The 17,135-nt window shown below is 56.4% G+C and carries 16 protein-coding genes; 7 read left to right on the forward strand and 9 right to left on the reverse strand.

Annotated elements, in window-relative coordinates; all coding sequences use genetic code 11:
• Window positions 1-44: 44 nt before the first annotated feature.
• The 9 genes from hda to AR306_RS09750 form a co-directional block, all read right to left on the reverse strand.
• Window positions 45-776 (reverse strand): DnaA regulatory inactivator Hda, encoded by a 732-nt coding sequence (gene hda / locus AR306_RS09710; protein ID WP_101497385.1) that lies wholly within the window; start codon window positions 774-776, stop codon window positions 45-47.
• 1 nt (window position 777) lies between these two features.
• Window positions 778-1,854: an AI-2E family transporter gene (locus tag AR306_RS09715; RefSeq protein ID WP_407071204.1), complete on the reverse strand. Its 1,077-nt coding sequence runs from the start codon at window positions 1,852-1,854 to the stop codon at window positions 778-780.
• Window positions 1,854-2,858 (reverse strand): DUF2066 domain-containing protein, encoded by a 1,005-nt coding sequence (locus AR306_RS09720; protein WP_166627826.1) that lies wholly within the window; start codon window positions 2,856-2,858, stop codon window positions 1,854-1,856. Before AR306_RS09720 ends, AR306_RS09715 begins: the two co-directional genes overlap by 1 nt.
• Window positions 2,859-3,045: 187 nt before the next feature.
• Complete coding sequence (locus AR306_RS09725; protein WP_407071205.1) at window positions 3,046-3,360, reverse strand: ComEA family DNA-binding protein; 315 nt, start codon at window positions 3,358-3,360, stop codon at window positions 3,046-3,048.
• 183 nt (window positions 3,361-3,543) lie between these two features.
• Window positions 3,544-4,413, reverse strand: coding sequence for a prepilin peptidase (locus AR306_RS09730; protein ID WP_101497387.1), 870 nt, complete (start codon window positions 4,411-4,413; stop codon window positions 3,544-3,546).
• Window positions 4,413-5,630, reverse strand: a complete 1,218-nt coding sequence (locus tag AR306_RS09735) for a type II secretion system F family protein (protein ID WP_101497388.1) — start codon at window positions 5,628-5,630, stop codon at window positions 4,413-4,415. The genes AR306_RS09730 and AR306_RS09735 overlap by 1 nt, the downstream gene beginning before the upstream one ends.
• On the reverse strand, window positions 5,631-7,331 hold the full coding sequence (gene pilB, locus AR306_RS09740; protein ID WP_101497389.1) for a type IV-A pilus assembly ATPase PilB: 1,701 nt from the start codon (window positions 7,329-7,331) through the stop codon (window positions 5,631-5,633).
• A 200-nt stretch (window positions 7,332-7,531) separates the two neighbouring features.
• Window positions 7,532-9,019 carry an MBL fold metallo-hydrolase gene (locus AR306_RS09745; RefSeq protein WP_206167999.1) on the reverse strand — a complete coding sequence of 496 codons (1,488 nt, stop codon included), beginning with the start codon at window positions 9,017-9,019 and terminating at the stop codon, window positions 7,532-7,534.
• Between the two features lie 47 nt (window positions 9,020-9,066).
• Window positions 9,067-9,504 carry a MarR family transcriptional regulator gene (locus AR306_RS09750; protein ID WP_101497391.1) on the reverse strand — a complete coding sequence of 146 codons (438 nt, stop codon included), beginning with the start codon at window positions 9,502-9,504 and terminating at the stop codon, window positions 9,067-9,069.
• A 204-nt stretch (window positions 9,505-9,708) separates the two neighbouring features.
• On the opposite strand from AR306_RS09750, the gene AR306_RS09755 reads away from it, so the two are divergent.
• Genes AR306_RS09755 through AR306_RS09785 form a run of 7 tightly spaced genes read left to right on the forward strand, consistent with a single transcriptional unit; the run spans window position 9,709 to window position 17,128 of the window.
• A complete protein-coding gene (locus AR306_RS09755) occupies window positions 9,709-10,272 on the forward strand; it encodes a GspH/FimT family pseudopilin (RefSeq protein WP_101497392.1) in 564 nt (187 codons plus the stop codon).
• Between the two features lie 28 nt (window positions 10,273-10,300).
• Window positions 10,301-10,819: a type IV pilus modification protein PilV gene (pilV, locus tag AR306_RS09760; protein ID WP_101497393.1), complete on the forward strand. Its 519-nt coding sequence runs from the start codon at window positions 10,301-10,303 to the stop codon at window positions 10,817-10,819.
• On the forward strand, window positions 10,816-11,637 hold the full coding sequence (locus tag AR306_RS09765) for a PilW family protein (protein ID WP_166627831.1): 822 nt from the start codon (window positions 10,816-10,818) through the stop codon (window positions 11,635-11,637). The genes pilV and AR306_RS09765 overlap by 4 nt, the downstream gene beginning before the upstream one ends.
• A 12-nt stretch (window positions 11,638-11,649) precedes the next feature.
• A complete protein-coding gene (locus AR306_RS09770) occupies window positions 11,650-12,189 on the forward strand; it encodes a pilus assembly PilX family protein (protein ID WP_101497395.1) in 540 nt (179 codons plus the stop codon).
• Window position 12,190: 1 nt separating this feature from the next.
• Window positions 12,191-12,523, forward strand: coding sequence for a hypothetical protein (locus AR306_RS09775; RefSeq protein WP_101497396.1), 333 nt, complete (start codon window positions 12,191-12,193; stop codon window positions 12,521-12,523).
• A gap of 25 nt (window positions 12,524-12,548) precedes the next feature.
• Window positions 12,549-16,739 carry a PilC/PilY family type IV pilus protein gene (locus AR306_RS09780; RefSeq protein ID WP_101497397.1) on the forward strand — a complete coding sequence of 1,397 codons (4,191 nt, stop codon included), beginning with the start codon at window positions 12,549-12,551 and terminating at the stop codon, window positions 16,737-16,739.
• Window positions 16,736-17,128 (forward strand): type IV pilin protein, encoded by a 393-nt coding sequence (locus AR306_RS09785; protein ID WP_101497398.1) that lies wholly within the window; start codon window positions 16,736-16,738, stop codon window positions 17,126-17,128. The genes AR306_RS09780 and AR306_RS09785 overlap by 4 nt, the downstream gene beginning before the upstream one ends.
• The last annotated feature ends 7 nt before the right edge of the window (window positions 17,129-17,135 follow it).

Below are 17,135 nucleotides of genomic sequence, written 5' to 3' on the forward strand. Positions count from 1 at the left end.
GCCGACTCACTATAAAATTCGATATCAGGGCAACAGCCCGCACACTAAAGCCGGCCATTATCGCCAAACAGCACATCTTTGACAAAAGGAATGGTCAGCTTGCGCTGGGCCTGCAGTGATGCCTGGTCCAGCTGCTCTAGCGCGGCAAACAGCGCATCCATGCTGCGCGTCAGCCGGCCCAGCAAAAAACGTCCGACCTCGTCCGACAGGTAGAGTCCGCGCCGTGACGCACGCAATTGCAAAGCACGCAATTTTTCGTCGTCGTCCAGTTCCTGCAGGTGAAACACCAGCGCCAGGTTGAACCTGGAATGCAAATCCGGCAGGTCAATCACCAGTTCGCGTGGCGAACAATCGGCGCTGATCAACAGGCGCTTGCCGGCATCACGCAACCGGTTGAAGGCATGAAACAGCCCCTGCTCCCACCCGGGCTGGCCGGCAACCAGCTGTACATCATCCAGTGCCAGCAGATCGCAGTACTCGACGCCATCAAGTACCCCCGGGCCATAGTCCAGACACTCCTGCAGCGGCAGATACTGGGCGCGCAACCCCTGTTCCTCGGCACGCAGGCAGGCTGCCTGCAACAGGTGGCTGCGGCCGGAGCCGGGCTTGCCCCACAACCAGATGAAACTGTCGACCCAGGCATCCTGTGCATGGCAGGCCCGCTCGATATAACCCTGCGCGGCGGCATTGGCACCGGCATAATAGTTGGCAAAGGTGGCATCATCACGCAGACGTATGCCCAGCGGCAACTGCACCGGTTTCTGTTCTGGATTCATTTCATTCCTGCCGGTACAGCTCGGAGGAGCGATAGCGCTGATACAAGAACCGCACCCAGACCATCAGCACCGCGGCCACTGGCAAGGCCAGCAACACACCGGTAAAGCCGAACAGCTGGCCCCCGGCAAGGATGGCAAACATCACCGCCACCGGATGCAGGCCAATGCGGTCACCCACCAATAAGGGAGTCAGGGCGACCGACTCAAGCACCTGGCCCAGCAAGAATACGCCGACAATGCCGCCCAGCATCAGGTAATCCAGCCCGAACTGGAACAGCCCGGCAATCAGTGCCACGCCGATACCGACGATAAAGCCCATATAGGGCACAATGCTGGCCAGCCCGGCCAACACCCCGACCAACAACCCCAGCTTGAGGCCAAGCAGCATCAGGCCCAGCGCATAAACCACCGCCAGCGCCAGCATCACCAGCAGCTGGCCACGCATGAAAGCGCCCAGCACTTCATGGCATTCACTGGTCAGGCGGATCACCAGCGGCTCTTCACGCCGGGGCAACAATACCTGCACCTTGCCAACAATCAACCGCCAGTCGCGCAGCAGGTAAAACGTCACCACCGGCACCAGAAACAGATTGGTTAGCCAGCCGACCAGCGCCATGCCGGAGCTGCTGAGCACTCCGAGCAGCATGCCGGCGATATTGGGAGCCTTCTCCAGCTGGCTGCTCAGCGCCTGTTTGAGCTTGTCCACCTCCCAGACGTCTTCTTCCAGCCCGAGGGTCTCCTGCAGCCAGGGCAGCAGGCTTTGTTGCAGCCAGTCCAGCAGTTGCGGAGTCAGCGCGTAAAGATCGGTCAGCTGGCGACCCAGCATGGGTACCAGAATCAGGATCAGCAGCGCCACTATTCCGGCCAACCCGAGAAACACGATCGCCACGGCCCAGGTGCGTGACAGGAACTTCAGCTGCTGCAGCCGCTCTACCAGCGGATTGCCCATATAAGCGAGCAGTGCGCCCAACAGGAAGGGGGTCAGCACCGGCAACAGGGCATAACCCAGCACCAGTGCTGCCAGCAAGGCCAGCCATGGCCAATAGGCCCTCAGGGCCTGAGCGGGTTGCATGGCCATCAGCGCACAAAGACCAGCTCGGTCACGGCAGGCGAAGCCTCGTCCTGCTCGTCATCCTGATACTGCGGCAACTCCCGGAACTGGTACAGCGCCAGCTGGCTGCGCAGTTGCTCGGGCAGTGCGGTCAGCTGCCAGATGGCCTGATTACCCTGCAGGGACACCAGTTTGCCGTCAAATACCTGCAGCGCTTTTTCGGCGGCCAGCATGCCGTCCAGGTCCAGCCCCTGCAGGCGCACACGAATATGATCGCCCTGCCCCGGCACCACCGCATATTCCTGTGCCATGTCGGCGGCCAGCTGCCGGAACAGCGCATCGGCGGCCGCCACCGCGTTGTCACCAGACAGCTTGCCGGACAACTTGTGGCTGCTGCCAAGCAGCTGCCAGTTACCGCTGATGCCTTCGGCCGCCTCCTGTGCGTTGACCACCAGCAGCGCGTCACCGCCATAACGCTGCAGCAACTCCTGCCACTGCTGCTCATCGGTGCTGTCCCAGCCCTGGTCAGCACGCACCTGTTCGCTCAGGTCAGCCAGCGGAAAGCGTGCCGGCAAGCCCCGGTGCAAGGCGGCCTGCTGCAGGTTGAGCGAACGGTTCTGGCCATCCCCCAGCAACTGACGACCCTGCAACCCCTCCTGCACCCACCACAGCAGCAAGACCGGACGATCATTACCCCAGACCGGAACCTGCGCATCACGCAATGCCTGCATGACGCTGGCCGGATCAAAGCTTACCTGCAGCTCGTCCTCCTGGTAGGTATAGCCCAGTGCCAGGTCCTGCGGGCTGGCCAGTTGTGCGGCCAGCGCCCTGTTGTGTGCATTGTCGGCAGAGCCGGTCAGGCGCTGCATCAGCGTGACAAAGGCGCGTGAAAATGCCTCCGCCCTGGCATCGTCACCAGCCTGTGCAAGGGGTTCACGCACCTGATACAGCCCGGACACCGGCGCAGCCCAGACCGCCTGCGTTGCCAGTAGAATGATGCCACCGAGTAATGTTGCCTGAAGCTGCTTCATCTTTACCTCTGCTCTTGCCGGCCTGTTGTGTGCCATCCGCTGCATTGACGTGACAGCACCGAAAAATGGATGCAATAGTGTATAAGATTCGGCAATGAAAAACCGCACTTGTCTTGCCGGCAACCGCCCAACGAAAAACGGCCCTGTCCACATCAGCAGACAGGGCCGTTGCCGGCAACCGCTCCGGTCAATCAACCGTTAGCTGGTCACGAATGCGCTCCAGCGTAGAGACGCCGATGCCGTTGACCTCCAGCAGCTCATCCACCGAGACAAAAGCCCCCTGCTGGGTACGGTAATCGACAATCGCCTGGGCCTTGGCCGGGCCGACTCCTTTCAGCTCCTTGGCCAGGGTTTGCGCATCGGCTTCATTGATGTTGATTTTCGTTGTGATGGCCGCCATGGCAACGGCCGGTGCTTCTGTTTGCGCATGTACCTGCGATGCCAGCGGCAGGCTGGCCAATGCGGCAAACAACAGTGCAGCCAGTTTGTTCTTCATTATCATGATATTGCTCTCCTTGTCAGTCTGACGGCCGGCGGCAAGCGCTCCGGCCATTCCTTGTGTCCCCTGCACTGCAAAACCCGGGTCCGGTTCTCAGGTGACACCCATAACAATAATCCACCCCGGAAAATCGTCTGCCTTTATTGCCGGTTCGTGAAGCAGATCACAAAAGCACCGCTGCCCTCCTCAGAAGCCGGCAAACTGCAAATAACTTTGGGTGATCTGCTCACCCCAGATCAGGGCAATCCAGCCGGCAACAGCCAGATAAGGGCCAAACGGCAGCGGTTGCGCCATGCCCTGGCGCTGCAGGCGCAAGATGATCACCCCCAGCACCGCCCCTACCACCGACGACAGCAAAATGGTCAGCGGCAGCACCTGCCAGCCACCCCATGCACCCAGCATTGCCAGCAGCTTGAAATCGCCATAGCCCATGCCTTCCTTGCCGGTCACCAGCTTGAACAACCAGAACACCGACCACAGCGACAGATAACCGAACGCCGCACCATAGACTGCATCCTGCAGGCTGACAAACAGCCCGAAACTGTTGACCAGCAAACCCAGCCACAGCAACGGCAACACCACCACGTCGGGCAGTAGCTGATGGTCAGCGTCAATCAGGCTCAGTGCAATCAGGCCCCATGTCAGCAGCAGCATCGCCGCCCCTTCTGCGGTTGCACCGAAGTGCCAGGCAACCACCAGCGACAGCAGGCCCGAGGCCAGCTCCACCAGCGGATAACGCGCGCTGATGCCTCCCTTGCACGAACTGCAACGCCCACGCAACGCCAGCCAGCTCGCCAGCGGAATGTTCTGCCAGGCACGAATCGGGGCTGCACAATGCGGGCAGCGTGACGGCGGCCACAACAGGTTGAACGGCTTCTGCTGCTCTGTCGCCGGCAACTCCAGTATATCCCGCGCCTGGGTTTCCCAATCCCGCTGCAGAATCACCGGCAAACGGTACACCACCACATTGAGAAAACTGCCGACCATCAGGCCCAGCACGCCAGCCACCAGCAGCAGCGCCACAGAGTTGGTCTGCAGCAAGTCGACCACATTCATCAAACCACCGCGCCCAGCTGGAAAATCGGCAGGTACATGGCAATGATCAAACCACCAACCAATACCCCCAGTACCGCCATGATCATCGGCTCCATCAGCGCAGTCAGGCCGTCAACCGCGTTGTCCACCTCGGCCTCGTAGTGGGTGGCCACCTTGTCCAGCATCTCGTCGAGGGCACCGGACTCCTCACCAATCGAGGTCATCTGCAGGGCCATGGCCGGAAACACCTGGGTCGCACGCATGGCGATGTTCAGCTGGGTACCACCGGTGACTTCGGTCTTGATTCTTTGCACCGCATTTTTGAACACCACGTTACCGGTGGCACCGGCCACCGAGTCCAGCGCATCCACCAGCGGCACACCGGCCGAAAAGGTGGTGGCCAGCGTACGCCCGAAACGGGCCACCGCCGAGTTGTAAATGATGTTGCCCACCACCGGCACCTTCAGCAGCATCCGGTCAATGCTGTCACGCAATTTTTCCGAGCGCTGCATCGCCGTACGAAACAGGAAACCGGCCGCCACCAGCGCCAACAGAACAACCAGACCATGCTCCTGCAGGGTCTCCGACAACCCGATCACCATCATGGTAAAGGCCGGCAGCTCGGCACCGAAGTTGGCAAACACTTCCTGAAACTGCGGCACCACCTTGATCAGCAGGATCGCGGATACGATCACCGCCACCAAGATCACCGCAATCGGATAGTTCATGGCTTTCTTGATCTTGGCTTTCAGCGCCTCGGTCTTTTCCTTGTAGGTGGCAACCCGGTCCAGCAGGGTTTCCAGCGCACCGGACTGCTCACCCGAGTCCACCAGGTTGCAATACAGGTCATCAAAAAACTTGGGGTGCTTGCGCAAACTGCTGGCCAGGCTGTTACCGGCCCCCACATCCACCTTGATCGACTCCACCAGACGGGTCATGTTGGGGTTCTGCAAACCCTCAAGAATGATGTCGAACGACTGTAACAACGGCACCCCGGACTTCATCATGGTAGCCAGCTGGCGGGTAAACACCGCAATGTCCATCGGCTTGATCCGTTTGCCGGAGCCAAACAGCTGCACTCCCTGCTTGCGCACCTTGGTCGGGTTGATGCCCTGCTTGCGCAGCTGCGCCTTGACCAGCGATGGGTCCTGGCCCGACATCTGACCCTTGATCTTCGTGCCCTGCCGTGTGGTGCCTTCCCACAAAAAAATCGTCTCTTTAGCTGCTTTGGCCATGATTTAGTCCTTGGTTACACGGTTCACTTCTTCCAGGCTGGTCACGCCCTGGATAACTTTCAACAAGCCGGAGGCGCGCAGATCGGGATAGCCCTCCGCGCGCATCTGTGCACTCAGTTCAATGGAGTTGGCGTTTTCCATGATCAGGCGTTGCAGAGGCGGTGTAATGCTGACCACTTCATAAATCCCGACCCGCCCCTTGTAACCGCCATTGCAGTTCTCACAGCCCTTGGGCCCATACACCTTGAAGGTGCCGATCTGCTCCCTGGTGAAGCCTTCAGCCAGCAACACATCAGCCGGCACATCAACCTCTGTCTTGCACTTGCACAACCGCCGTGCCAGCCGCTGGGCAATGATCAGGTTGACCGAAGTGGCCAGGTTGAACGAGGCAACCCCCATGTTGATCATGCGGTTGAGGGTTTCCGCAGCACTGTTGGTGTGCAGCGTGGACATCACCATGTGCCCGGTCTGTGCCGCCTTGATGGCAATCTCTGCGGTTTCCAGGTCACGGATCTCACCCACCATGATGATGTCCGGGTCCTGCCGCAGGAAAGCACGCAGCGCCTGGGTAAAGTCCATGCCCTGCCGAGGGTTGACGTTGACCTGGTTGATGCCTTCCAGGTTGATCTCGACCGGGTCTTCGGCGGTGGAAATGTTCACGCCCACGGTATTGAGAATATTGAGGCCGGTATACAGCGAAACGGTCTTGCCCGAACCGGTCGGGCCGGTAACCAGAATCATCCCCTGTGGCTGGGCCAATGCGTTCAGATACAGCTGTTTCTGGTCATCTTCATAACCCAGCGCATCAATGCCCATCTGCGCGCTACTGGCATCCAGAATCCGCATGACGATCTTTTCGCCCCACAGGGTCGGCATGGTATTGACACGAAAGTCGATAGACTTGTTGCTCGAAACCTTGAGCTTGATGCGCCCGTCCTGGGGTTTGCGGCGCTCGGAAATATCCAGCCCCGCCATCACCTTCAAACGTGCGGAGATCCGGTCGCGCAGCTGGATCGGCGGCCGGGCCACCTCGTGCAATACACCATCGGTACGGAAACGCACGCGATAGGATTTCTCGTAAGGCTCAAAGTGCAAGTCCGACGAACCGCCCTTGATGGCGTCCAGCAACATCTTGTTGACAAAGCGCACCACCGGGGCTTCGTCTGCCGGGTCCATGGAAACAGCAGCATCTCCACCGTCACCGGTCTGTTCCGTCTCCAGGCCGTCAAGCTCCATGTCATCCAGCCCTTCCAGGGCTGCCGACGGCGAGTCATACAGCCGGTCAATGGCCTGGCCGAGCTTGTCGTCTTCAACCAGCAAACCTTCGACCGTCAGGCCGGTGCTGAACTGGACATCGTTCATTGCCTGCTGGTTGGCGGGGTCAGACATGGCGATGTACAGCTTGTTGCCGCGCTTGTACAGCGGCAGGATACGGTGCTGGCGCGCCAGTTTTTCAGCCACGCAATCCTTGACAAAAACTTCCGGATTGATTGCACTCAAGTCCATGTAGGCAACGCCAAACTGGTCGGCAGCCAGCTCCATCAGGCGTCTGGCCGGTGCCAGCTTGTTCTGCACCAGCCAGGTAACCAGGGGCGTCGAATTGCGCCTGGCCTGCTGCACCGCGTCGATGGCCTTGCTGTCTTCGAGCAAGCCTGCCTCAACAGCAGCTCGTGCCAAACCGACCAGATGAACCTTAGTATTCATGCGTATTACTCATTCCCCACCCGTTGTCACTGCAAATCTACAAGACCGCAAACAACGGACTTATACCCTAATCTTGTGTTGCAGTATCAAAACCCGCGCACACTTTAGCAAACTCGCAGCCATCTCTGCTGACTAAATAGCATCACAAACGATCTGCATCAATTGCAGGCAAGGATTTATCCTGCCGGACAGCAGCGTCATCAAGTGCCTTCCGCAATCACCACCAGCCCGTCATGCCCCTTGCCGACAAACTGCTGCGTGATGGCCTGCTGCAACACCTGCTTGGCGCGCGCATCGCCATGCACCAGCCGCACTTGCTGCGGCCAGCGCTGCATGCCGGTGACAAAGCGCACCAGCCCGGCCTGATCGGCATGGGCCGAATAGCCCTCGACAGCGGCAATGCCGGCACGAATGGTCAGACGCTTGCCGTTGATATCGACATAACCGTTCTTCGGCCCGTAGGTCTGGATCTTGCGCCCCAGCGTCCCCTCGGCCTGATAACCGACAAACAGCACGTTGTGCCGCGAGTCTGCCAGCATTTTTTCCAGATAATTGACAATGCGGCCACCCTCGCACATGCCACCTCCGGCAATCACAATCGCCGGACGGCCGGTACGGGCCAGAAACTCGACCATCTGCGCATGCGCGGCATGCTCATCAATCGTCAGCAGGTGCAGAAAATCCAGCGGGTTGCGCCCCTGGCTCAAACGCTGCCGGGCCTCACCATCCCAGAACGGATACAGGCGCTGATAGGCAGCGGTGAACTTGCTGGCCAGTGGCGAATCCAGAATCACCGGTACATCTTCCCAGCGCGGGCTGGCCTGCCCGTCCAGCTCGCGCGTGAACAGCGCCAGCGGGTCCGTCACGCAACTGCGGCAACCGGCCTCGTGCAGAATGGCCTCCAGCTCGTAAAGGATTTCCTGGGTGCGCCCCATGCTGAACGCCGGTATCAGCACCGTTCCCTGGTCACGCAGGGCGGCTTCGATGACCTTTTTCAGTTGTTGGCGGCGGTTGCGGCGGTTCTTGTGCAGACGGTCGCCGTAGGTACTTTCCAGTACCAGCACATCGGCCCGATACGGCGGCTTGGGTGCCGACAGGATGGGCGCATAAGGAGCCCCCAGGTCGCCGGAAAAAACAATGCGCGGCGCAAGCTGTGCACCTTGCGGCTTTGGCAGCTCGAACTCGACATAGGCAGATCCCAGAATATGCCCGGCGCGCTGCAAGCGCATGCGCAGCTGAGACCCGGCAGCCGATGATAGCGGCAGCCACTGGTTATAGGGCACGGCAATAATGCGTTTGTGCAACAACCGCAGATAGCCATCGACCAGTTCGCGCTCGCGGCTGACACTCAGCTTGAAGGCATCTTCCAGCACGATCGGCAACAGCTCGGCACTGGGCTCGCTACAGATGATCGGCCCGTCAAAACCGGCATCCAGCAACCAGGGAATGCGCCCGACATGATCGATATGTACGTGCGTGACAATCAGTGCCCTGATTGTGCTGATATCAAAATCAATCGCCAGCCGGGTATTGGCACCCCGTTCCAGATCAGTGGTTTCCGCACCCTGAAACAGGCCGCAATCAATCAGGAAACTGGTATCGCTGTCGATCAGCAATTGATGACAGGAACCGGTGACACCGGCATGGGCACCATGATGGACGATGCGGGGCCATTCAACGTTCTGCATCCGGCAAGTTCCTTTTGTCCAGCGGCTCCGTGCAGCCATGCCGGGCGCTATCGCGCCGCAGCGGCCAGGTTGCCCAGCACACGTTGAAACACATGCTGGCACAGCTCGATATCCTCATCGGCAATGCCGTTGAACACCTCACTGCGCAGCTGCCTGGAAATCTCCTCGATTTCGCTGGCAATCTCGCGAGCCTCCTCCGTCAGCAACACGCGCTTGATGCGGCGGTCCTCCCCGCACGACTGCCGCTGCACCATGTTCATGCCTTCCAGCGTATCCAGGGTACGGGCCAGCGTGGGGCTCTCGATGCCGATCAGGTCGGCCAGCTCACGCTGGGTGGGTGGCGTACCTTCGTTGCGGATCAAATGAAGCAAAACCATCCAGCGCGCCTGTGACAAGCCGGTACTGACCAGACGGCGATCCAGCTCTGCCCGCCATGCCCTCGACACATGCGCCAGCTCCATGGCAAAACGATGTTTTTCGTACATAGAGTCCCTGCCATCCTAATTGTTGTTTGTGTCGAGTATAGCCAGTAAAAGCAAAAGGGAAGCACGCCCTTGGTCTAATGTCGAGTTTTCATCTGCAGCAATCCATGCACAACCAGGCCCATCCCTGCATCCACAAAACGCCAACCCGCTCACAAACATGCCATAACGCCAGCCACTCATCCCCCGTCAGTGACCGGCTGTCACATGACGAACGACAAGACAGAAGCGGCCAGGCAGGATGACAGTCAGAAATCCCTCAGGAGAGAGATGATGTTGAAAACTTCAAAAAAGACACGTGGTTTTACGCTGGTAGAGCTCATGGTCACGCTGGCTGTTCTGGCCATAATCATAGGTATAGCCATGCCAGCCATGGGTCAGTTTACAAAAAAACAAGCTGTGCGTAGCACGGCCGACGAGCTGATGCTTAGTTTGGTCTTTGCTCGCAGCGAAGCTCTGAAAGCCGGGCACGACATTCACATAATGCCCGTCGCCGCCGGTTGGAATGTTGGCTGGTGTGCAACCCCTGACCTGACTGGCTGCAAAGACACATCTTTATTGCGTAGTTTTTCCCCCTCAGGAAAAGGGCTGGAAATCACCAACAGCAGAAGCTTCAACACCGGAAACCCAGTCACTTTTACCCCAAGGGGAATGCTCAAGTCTGGCGGTACCGATGCCATTTTCACAGTTAAAGATCCGTTGCTGTCTGACGCTGAAAGGCGCTGTATCACACTGGTCAAAACCGGACGGGCAAGCGTCAGCGGCTGCTGATCTGTAAACCACATTCAAGGCATGCATCATGAACAGACAAAAAGGCATCACCCTGATTGAAGTTCTGGTTACTTTGCTGGTAACCACAGTAGGCTTACTCGGTTTGGCCGCTCTCCAGCTCAACGCGCTGCAGGCAACCGCCGACAGCGGACAACGTAGCCAAGCCGTGTGGCTAATGCAGGATCTGATCGAGCGCATGCGGGTCAACCCCAGGGCCAGTGATGGCCAATACCTGCAGGCTGTCACCTGCACCACAACACCGCAACAATGTGCCCCTACTCCCAACGAAACAAATTCGGTCGCCTGTTCAGCCGAACAAATGGCGTACTTCGATCTATGGGAAACCCAATGTCGCTACAGCAGTAACAATAACGAGATTTACAACAGCCGTGATGCCCTGCTACCTGCCGGCAGCCAGCCGGGCATCATCAGCTTGGCACAAGAAACCAACTCGGATGTTTTCAGAGCTACTGCTACATGGTTCTACAAAGGTGGGTCCAGTCACACCAGCTCTGGTATCAACACTCCACAGGAGATCCGCAGATGAATATCCAGTCACGTTTCCAGCGTGGATTATCCCTCGTGGAGCTAATGGTTGCACTAGCCATTGGCATGGTTTTAATTGCAGGTTTTCTGCAAATTTTTCTTTCGGTCCGCAGCACTTACTCTACGAACGAAGCTGCCTCAAGAACACAAGAAAACGGGCGCTTTGCTCTGGAATTTCTTTCCGAGCATGCACGTATGGCCGGATACCGCGACCCCAAGCATCTTGACCGCCCTCTGCCAATCATGCCTCCTACAGGTAACGGCTGCGCATTTTCCAGTGGTACCAAAAGCGCTTTTTGTACCGAGGAACGCGGAATCGTTTCCAGCCCGGATAATGGTGATGAAACTGGTGACCGCATTGCCTTCACTTACCAGCCACCACTGGACTCCAGCGGAAAACGACTCGACTGTGCAGGCAATGAAGTAACCGATGCAGATGGGGTCATTATTAACACTTTCACTACCCGCGCCACTGAATCTTCGAGCGGACTTGCCTGCCGCAGCATCTATGATGACGGGACCACACTCTCCTCAGGATACACCGAGCTGGTAGATGGTATTGATGCCGTGCAATTCCAGTATGGGCTAATGTCACCCACCGGTTTCATCCATCAATATGTAACAGCAGATAACGTACCCAACTGGTCCGATGTCGGTGCTCTACGTATTGCCGTGCTGGCCAACTCTATAAGTACGGTCACCCCGCCACCACCTGACAAGGACTACTATCTACTAGATGCCGGGCCCTACAACTTCAGTGACGGCAAGATACGTCAGGTTTTTACCACTACCGTATACCTGCGTAACAGCATTCAATAGGAGCCCCGTGCCATGAACAATCTTCACAATATTCATTCAAACCGTGGCTCTGCGCTGGTAATGTCGATGATTTTCCTGCTGGTACTGACCATTGCCGGCGTCACCGCCATGCGCTTTGCTACCCTGGAAGAAAAAATGGCTGCCAACAGCCAGGCCAGCGCCCATGTGTTCCAGCAGGCACAAAGTGAAATTCGCACACAGCTCAAACATCTGGCCACGGCCGCCGGGCGCAATCAGCTGAATAGTCTGGATTATCCGACCATGCCCAAGGAAGCCAATTCCACCACACTCAAATACATGCCTGAAACTGCAAGCCAGCGCGAATATCTTGCTGTTGCCTCCACTGAAACCTCCACCAACTTGATCTCCAATATCAATGACAACCGTCAGATCCGCTTTGTACGTGATGGCCATTGCGGGGACGGTTCCAGCATCGGCCTATTCATCTGCATCGACTTCGAAATTGAGGTCGAAGCGGCAGTGGGTAGCGGCGCACAGACTCACCAGGCACAGGGCTTTACCTTCAAGAACAACGTTGCGGACGGAAACTGACATGAAGAAGAATATTTTATTTGCACTACTTGCAATCGCAGCACTGAGCACCACCGCAACACGGGCCGAAGAATCCGGCCATGTCAACGCGGTTGAATACGAACGCTTGATCGTCAACTGGAACCCCAGTGGTACCCGTCTGGCCCGGGTACTGGCTTATGGCTGTCAAACCTGCGCACCAGCACGCTTTGAAATTCATCAAAATACCGAACTAGAAGGAGAGGACGGCAGCCCGCTGGATATTGAGTTCCTGAAAACCCGGGTGGACTGGGCCGGTACGGTACAGACCCTAGAAGGCCAAACCGATAGCATTTATAAAATCATGCTGCACTGAGCCGGCACTACGCGAGGACCGAATCATGAAACACTTTCAACTCAAGCCAGTAGCTCTTGCAACAGCCGCTTTTCTGTACGCCAGCGCAAGTTTTCAGGTCGCGATCGCTGAAGACACGGAAATCTATGTACCCAAGGACATTCCGGCAGACCAGCAAGTGCGTCCCAATATCCTGCTGGTGCTAGACACTTCTGGCAGCATGTCTACTACAGTTACAGGGACGTCACCAAAGAAATCGCGTATTGAAGTTCTTCGCGAAGTGGTGCACGACCTTGTAGGTACTTTAAAAAACCAAAACGTCAACTTGGGCTTCATGCGCTTTCACGGCAGTGATGGCGGGGCTGTTACAAAAGCGGTCGAGCACCTCACAGCAGATAATGCAGCAGCTTTCCTTCAAAAAATTGATGATACAATCAAGGACGGGGGAAACACCCCCATGTCTGAAACCTATTATGAATCATATCTCTACCTAGCCGGAAAACAACCATACTGGGGCAAGTATGGCACCAACCAGAGAAATGGAACCGATAGAAATGCTTTAACAAATGCAACAAAAAATGGCACATGCTCTACCGCTAACAACTGCCAATGGGTATACAAATCGCCCATTACACATAGCTGCCAAAAAACACACATCGTTTATATCACCGATGGAGCTCCGGTAAGCGATAACAGCTCAAATACCTCCATTCGTAATTTACTGGAAAAGACCTCTCCGCAAGGAAATCAGACCAACCCTGTCTGGAAAAAGAGCACTTGCAACTCCGGAAACGGAGAATGCCTGCCGCATCTCGCCGAGTATATGTACAACCAGGACATAGCAGCAGAAAATGGCCTGCCGAAAGGTTTTGACGATCCAACAGGACGCAAACAAAACATCACCTCCCACTTCATCGGCTTTGCTCTTGACTTGGCGCTACTTAAAAATGCTGCCGATGCAGGCGGTGGAAAATACTACACCTCCAACAACGTCAGCGGCCTTGTCGATGCGCTCCAGTCCATCATTGTCGATATTACCGCCGACAACACCACCTTTGTCGCGCCCAGTGTTGCGGTTACTGCCTACAACAACTTCGGCTTCCGTGACGAACTGTATTACGCCCTGTTCCGCCCTTCCGAGGGTAGCAACTGGCCGGGCAACGTAAAGAAATACAAACTGAAAAGTACCGATGCTGACGGTAAGCCCGTTACTCCGCTGATTGTGGATCGCAACGGTACCCACGCCATTGATCAAACCACCGGTTTCTTCAAGGAAACCTCGTCCAGTTTCTGGAACACCGTTGTGGATGGTGAGGATGTCAGCAAAGGCGGCTTTGCCGCTCGCCTGCAACCCGGTACCCGTAAAATCTACACTTGGTATGGCACCGACAAGAAAGCCGGCAACCCGGGTGCCGCCGAAACCTTGAAAGTGTTTTCCAGTAACGGCACCCTCAACACGACCACCACCAATACCAGCAATATCAGCAACACCATGCTGGGTGTTAATAGCTCAGGCGATCGCACCAAAGTGCTCCGCTGGATTCGTGGCTATCAGGAAGATAGTGACAGTGCTGCACGCTATGCTATTGGCGATATATTGCACAATGAACCTCGCCTGATTGCTTATAAGACCGATGAGAACATTGAGCGTGCTGAAGGAGAAAACTCTAAAGAGGAAGTTGTCATTTTTGTCGGCACCAATGAAGGTTTCATCCACGCCATTGATGCAAATACCGGTGACGAAAAATTTGCCTTCCTGCCCAAGGAGCTGTTGTCGGTACCCAACAAGTACCGGCAAAACAACGTAGGCTACAACAACAAAGCCTACGGCATGGATGGCTACTTCACCGCTCTCACCGAATACGGCTCACGCCTGTCGGACGACACCCGTGTCGCCAGCAAGGTAAACCTGTACGCAGGCATGCGCCGTGGTGGCAGCAACTACTATGCACTGGATGTGAAAGACCTGAGCACTCCCCAGTTGAAATGGGTACTCAAGGGCGCATACAAGGACAACTATCGCGACCTGATCAACCAGAACAGCGATGACATCTATCGTCCGGGCGGTGCCAACAGTGAAACCACCAGTGGCTTTGAACGCCTTGGCCTGACCTTTTCCGCAGCCAAGATCGGCAAGCTGAAAGTGGGTGGCACCACCAAGGACGTTCTGGTATTTGCCGGTGGCTATGATGCCAAGCACGACGTCGTCGGCAACAACGTGCCCCGCAATGACGAGGTCGGCAACGCCATCTACATTGTAGATGCAGACAGCGGAGAGCTGTTGTGGCGTGCCTCGGGCAATAACGGTCGCACACAATCCAGCCTTGCCAACAGCATGCAACTGGCCAGCATGACCAACAGCATGCCGGCCAGTCCGACCATCATCGATATCAACGGCGATGGCCTGATCGATATAATCTATGCCACCGACTTGCGTGGACAGATTTTCCGCTTTGATATCACCAGCGGCAATGTCAACAGCATCAACGGACACCTGTTTGCCCAGCTGGGCGGTGCAGATGCCACCAACAACCGCCGTTTCTTCAACAGCCCAGACGTTGCCCTGATCCGTGACCGGGGCCAGAAGCCCTACTTCACTATTTCGGTAGGTAGCGGTTTCCGTGAAAGCCCGCTGAATGAACAAACCGATGACCGCTTCTACATGATCCGGGACACCTACGTGACCCAGTCCCGCTCTTCACTGGCCACACCGCCCGTCATCACCGAAAGCGACCTGACCGACGTATCCGGTCTGGACAGCAGCGCCGCCAACACCGAAGCTGCCTATGCCCGGATTGCCGAGCATCAGTCCAAAATTGATGCCCTGGAAGCTGCCGTCCGTCAAAAAGAGCAGGAGTTTGAAGACCATAAAAATAGCATTGGCTATACGGCCGAGCACAACGCCTATCTGGATGCTATGACAGCCGCCAACGATCTGCAACGGGATATCGATGGAATCATCCTGAGCGCCTATCCGGCATTCGACCCCGAGAATTACACAGAGGACGGGTATTACAACAGCAACTACTTTGCAAATCATGTTGATGAAGCAGCACAGCAGGCCAATTATCAAAAAGCCATTGCCGGACTACAAGCTGCTATCAACAAGCTGGAAACTGACGGTAACGTGCCTGATGCCAAACTTCTGGCACAACACTATGAGCTCTTGCTTGCTTCGCAGCAGATACAGCAAAACTCTGCTAAAGAGCTGCTGAAAAAAGAAAACCTCGTACTGTACGGGCATGCCAATCCAGAACTGACACCAGAGCTAATTGCAGAAATCGAGAGTCAGTTTGGCAATCCGGGAATTGCCTATGAAAACTATGGCGACTTCTCTGACCTTGCCGAACTCGAGCTGGATTCCAGGATTGCAACATCATATGAAGCCCATTTAATCAAACCAGAGGTGCTTTTCCGAAAAAACCTCATTGAAAACAATCTCGCGGGATTGCTGACAGCACTGGATGCAGACCCACTCGATTTAACGGATATCACTAGCAATCTACCAACGATATTAACAGGTACTGAGCCAGAGCCGGACCTTGTCAACCTGCTTGAAAAAAACCAGGAAACCATTCTGGATGAACTTCAAGCAACTGCTGATAACTTCAGCAATAAGGCAAGTGATATGCAAGAAAAAGCTGACCAACTGGTAGCTGTCCAAGGCACGGCAAATACTCATAAAGCAGCCGCCGATGCCTTGGAAACCGGCTTCCAGCCTTACCTTGATGCCATCGAAGCCGCTTATGAGGCAACCCGCGACCCCAACACCGGAATCTACGCTTGGCGTGTCAAAATCAATGACGAGTACAAATCGCTTGATCTGGACGGCGACACCATGAGTGACGAGCAGAAAGCCCACCTGCTGAACAGCGACGGCTTCATGCTGCGCCTGCCCCGTGGCGAGAAAGTCCTGGCGGACTCGATCTCCTATAGCGGCACCGTGCTGTTCTCGACCTTCTCGCCCCGTGGCGAAAACATTTCCGACTGCGGTTCCGACGTAGGCGTGGGCCGCACATACGGACTCAGCCTGCGTACAGCGGAAGGAGTCTTCACCACCGAAATCGGTGGTGATACCAAATACGTCCGCAGCATGGTCAACAAGCAGGCCGGCATACCGCCAACTCCGGTGATTCTGGTCACTCCGGAAGGCACTGAAGGAGGCCTGCACGACGGTATCTACACCACACCCAACGACAGCCCCATCAACCCGACCTATTGGAGGGAGGAAGAATGAAAAAGCAACGGGGCTTTACCCTGATCGAAGTCATGATCGTAGTGGTCATCGTAGGGATTCTGGCTTCCATCGCCTACCCCAGCTACCGCAACTACGTGTTGCGGGCTAACCGTGCCGAAGGAGCTGCGCATATCCTGCGCGTGCTCCAGGCACAGGAACGTCATCACTCACAAAACATGACGTACACCACAACGCTGAGTGATCTTGGGATCAATCCAGGCTCGGAAACAGGAAGATATACCATTACAGCCACTGGTCTGGCTGCATGCGGCGGTCAGACCATCGCACAATGCGTCACCGTGACGGCAACAGCCGCAACAGCCGATCCGGTCTGTAACACAATGAGTATGGATTCACGCGGAGCCAAAAACCCAACAGCATGCTGGTAATCCCGAC

It is taken from the genome of Thiopseudomonas denitrificans (assembly GCF_002866065.1).
GTDB lineage: Bacteria > Pseudomonadota > Gammaproteobacteria > Pseudomonadales > Pseudomonadaceae > Thiopseudomonas > Thiopseudomonas denitrificans.

What these genes read in the sequence shown, in the direction of transcription:
- AR306_RS09765 (WP_166627831.1), top strand. Translation starts at nt 10,816, where the DNA reads ATGAATATCCAGTCACGTTTCCAGCGTGGATTATCCCTCGTGGAGCTA.
- AR306_RS09770 (WP_101497395.1), top strand. Translation starts at nt 11,650, where the DNA reads ATGAACAATCTTCACAATATTCATTCAAACCGTGGCTCTGCGCTGGTA.
- AR306_RS09745 (WP_206167999.1), bottom strand. Translation starts at nt 9,019, where the DNA reads ATGCAGAACGTTGAATGGCCCCGCATCGTCCATCATGGTGCCCATGCC.
- AR306_RS09785 (WP_101497398.1), top strand. Translation starts at nt 16,736, where the DNA reads ATGAAAAAGCAACGGGGCTTTACCCTGATCGAAGTCATGATCGTAGTG.
- AR306_RS09730 (WP_101497387.1), bottom strand. Translation starts at nt 4,413, where the DNA reads ATGAATGTGGTCGACTTGCTGCAGACCAACTCTGTGGCGCTGCTGCTG.
- hda (WP_101497385.1), bottom strand. Translation starts at nt 776, where the DNA reads ATGAATCCAGAACAGAAACCGGTGCAGTTGCCGCTGGGCATACGTCTG.
- AR306_RS09715 (WP_407071204.1), bottom strand. Translation starts at nt 1,854, where the DNA reads ATGGCCATGCAACCCGCTCAGGCCCTGAGGGCCTATTGGCCATGGCTG.
- AR306_RS09725 (WP_407071205.1), bottom strand. Translation starts at nt 3,360, where the DNA reads ATGATAATGAAGAACAAACTGGCTGCACTGTTGTTTGCCGCATTGGCC.
- AR306_RS09750 (WP_101497391.1), bottom strand. Translation starts at nt 9,504, where the DNA reads ATGTACGAAAAACATCGTTTTGCCATGGAGCTGGCGCATGTGTCGAGG.
- pilV (WP_101497393.1), top strand. Translation starts at nt 10,301, where the DNA reads ATGAACAGACAAAAAGGCATCACCCTGATTGAAGTTCTGGTTACTTTG.
- AR306_RS09780 (WP_101497397.1), top strand. Translation starts at nt 12,549, where the DNA reads ATGAAACACTTTCAACTCAAGCCAGTAGCTCTTGCAACAGCCGCTTTT.
- pilB (WP_101497389.1), bottom strand. Translation starts at nt 7,331, where the DNA reads ATGAATACTAAGGTTCATCTGGTCGGTTTGGCACGAGCTGCTGTTGAG.
- AR306_RS09755 (WP_101497392.1), top strand. Translation starts at nt 9,709, where the DNA reads ATGACGAACGACAAGACAGAAGCGGCCAGGCAGGATGACAGTCAGAAA.
- AR306_RS09775 (WP_101497396.1), top strand. Translation starts at nt 12,191, where the DNA reads ATGAAGAAGAATATTTTATTTGCACTACTTGCAATCGCAGCACTGAGC.
- AR306_RS09720 (WP_166627826.1), bottom strand. Translation starts at nt 2,858, where the DNA reads ATGAAGCAGCTTCAGGCAACATTACTCGGTGGCATCATTCTACTGGCA.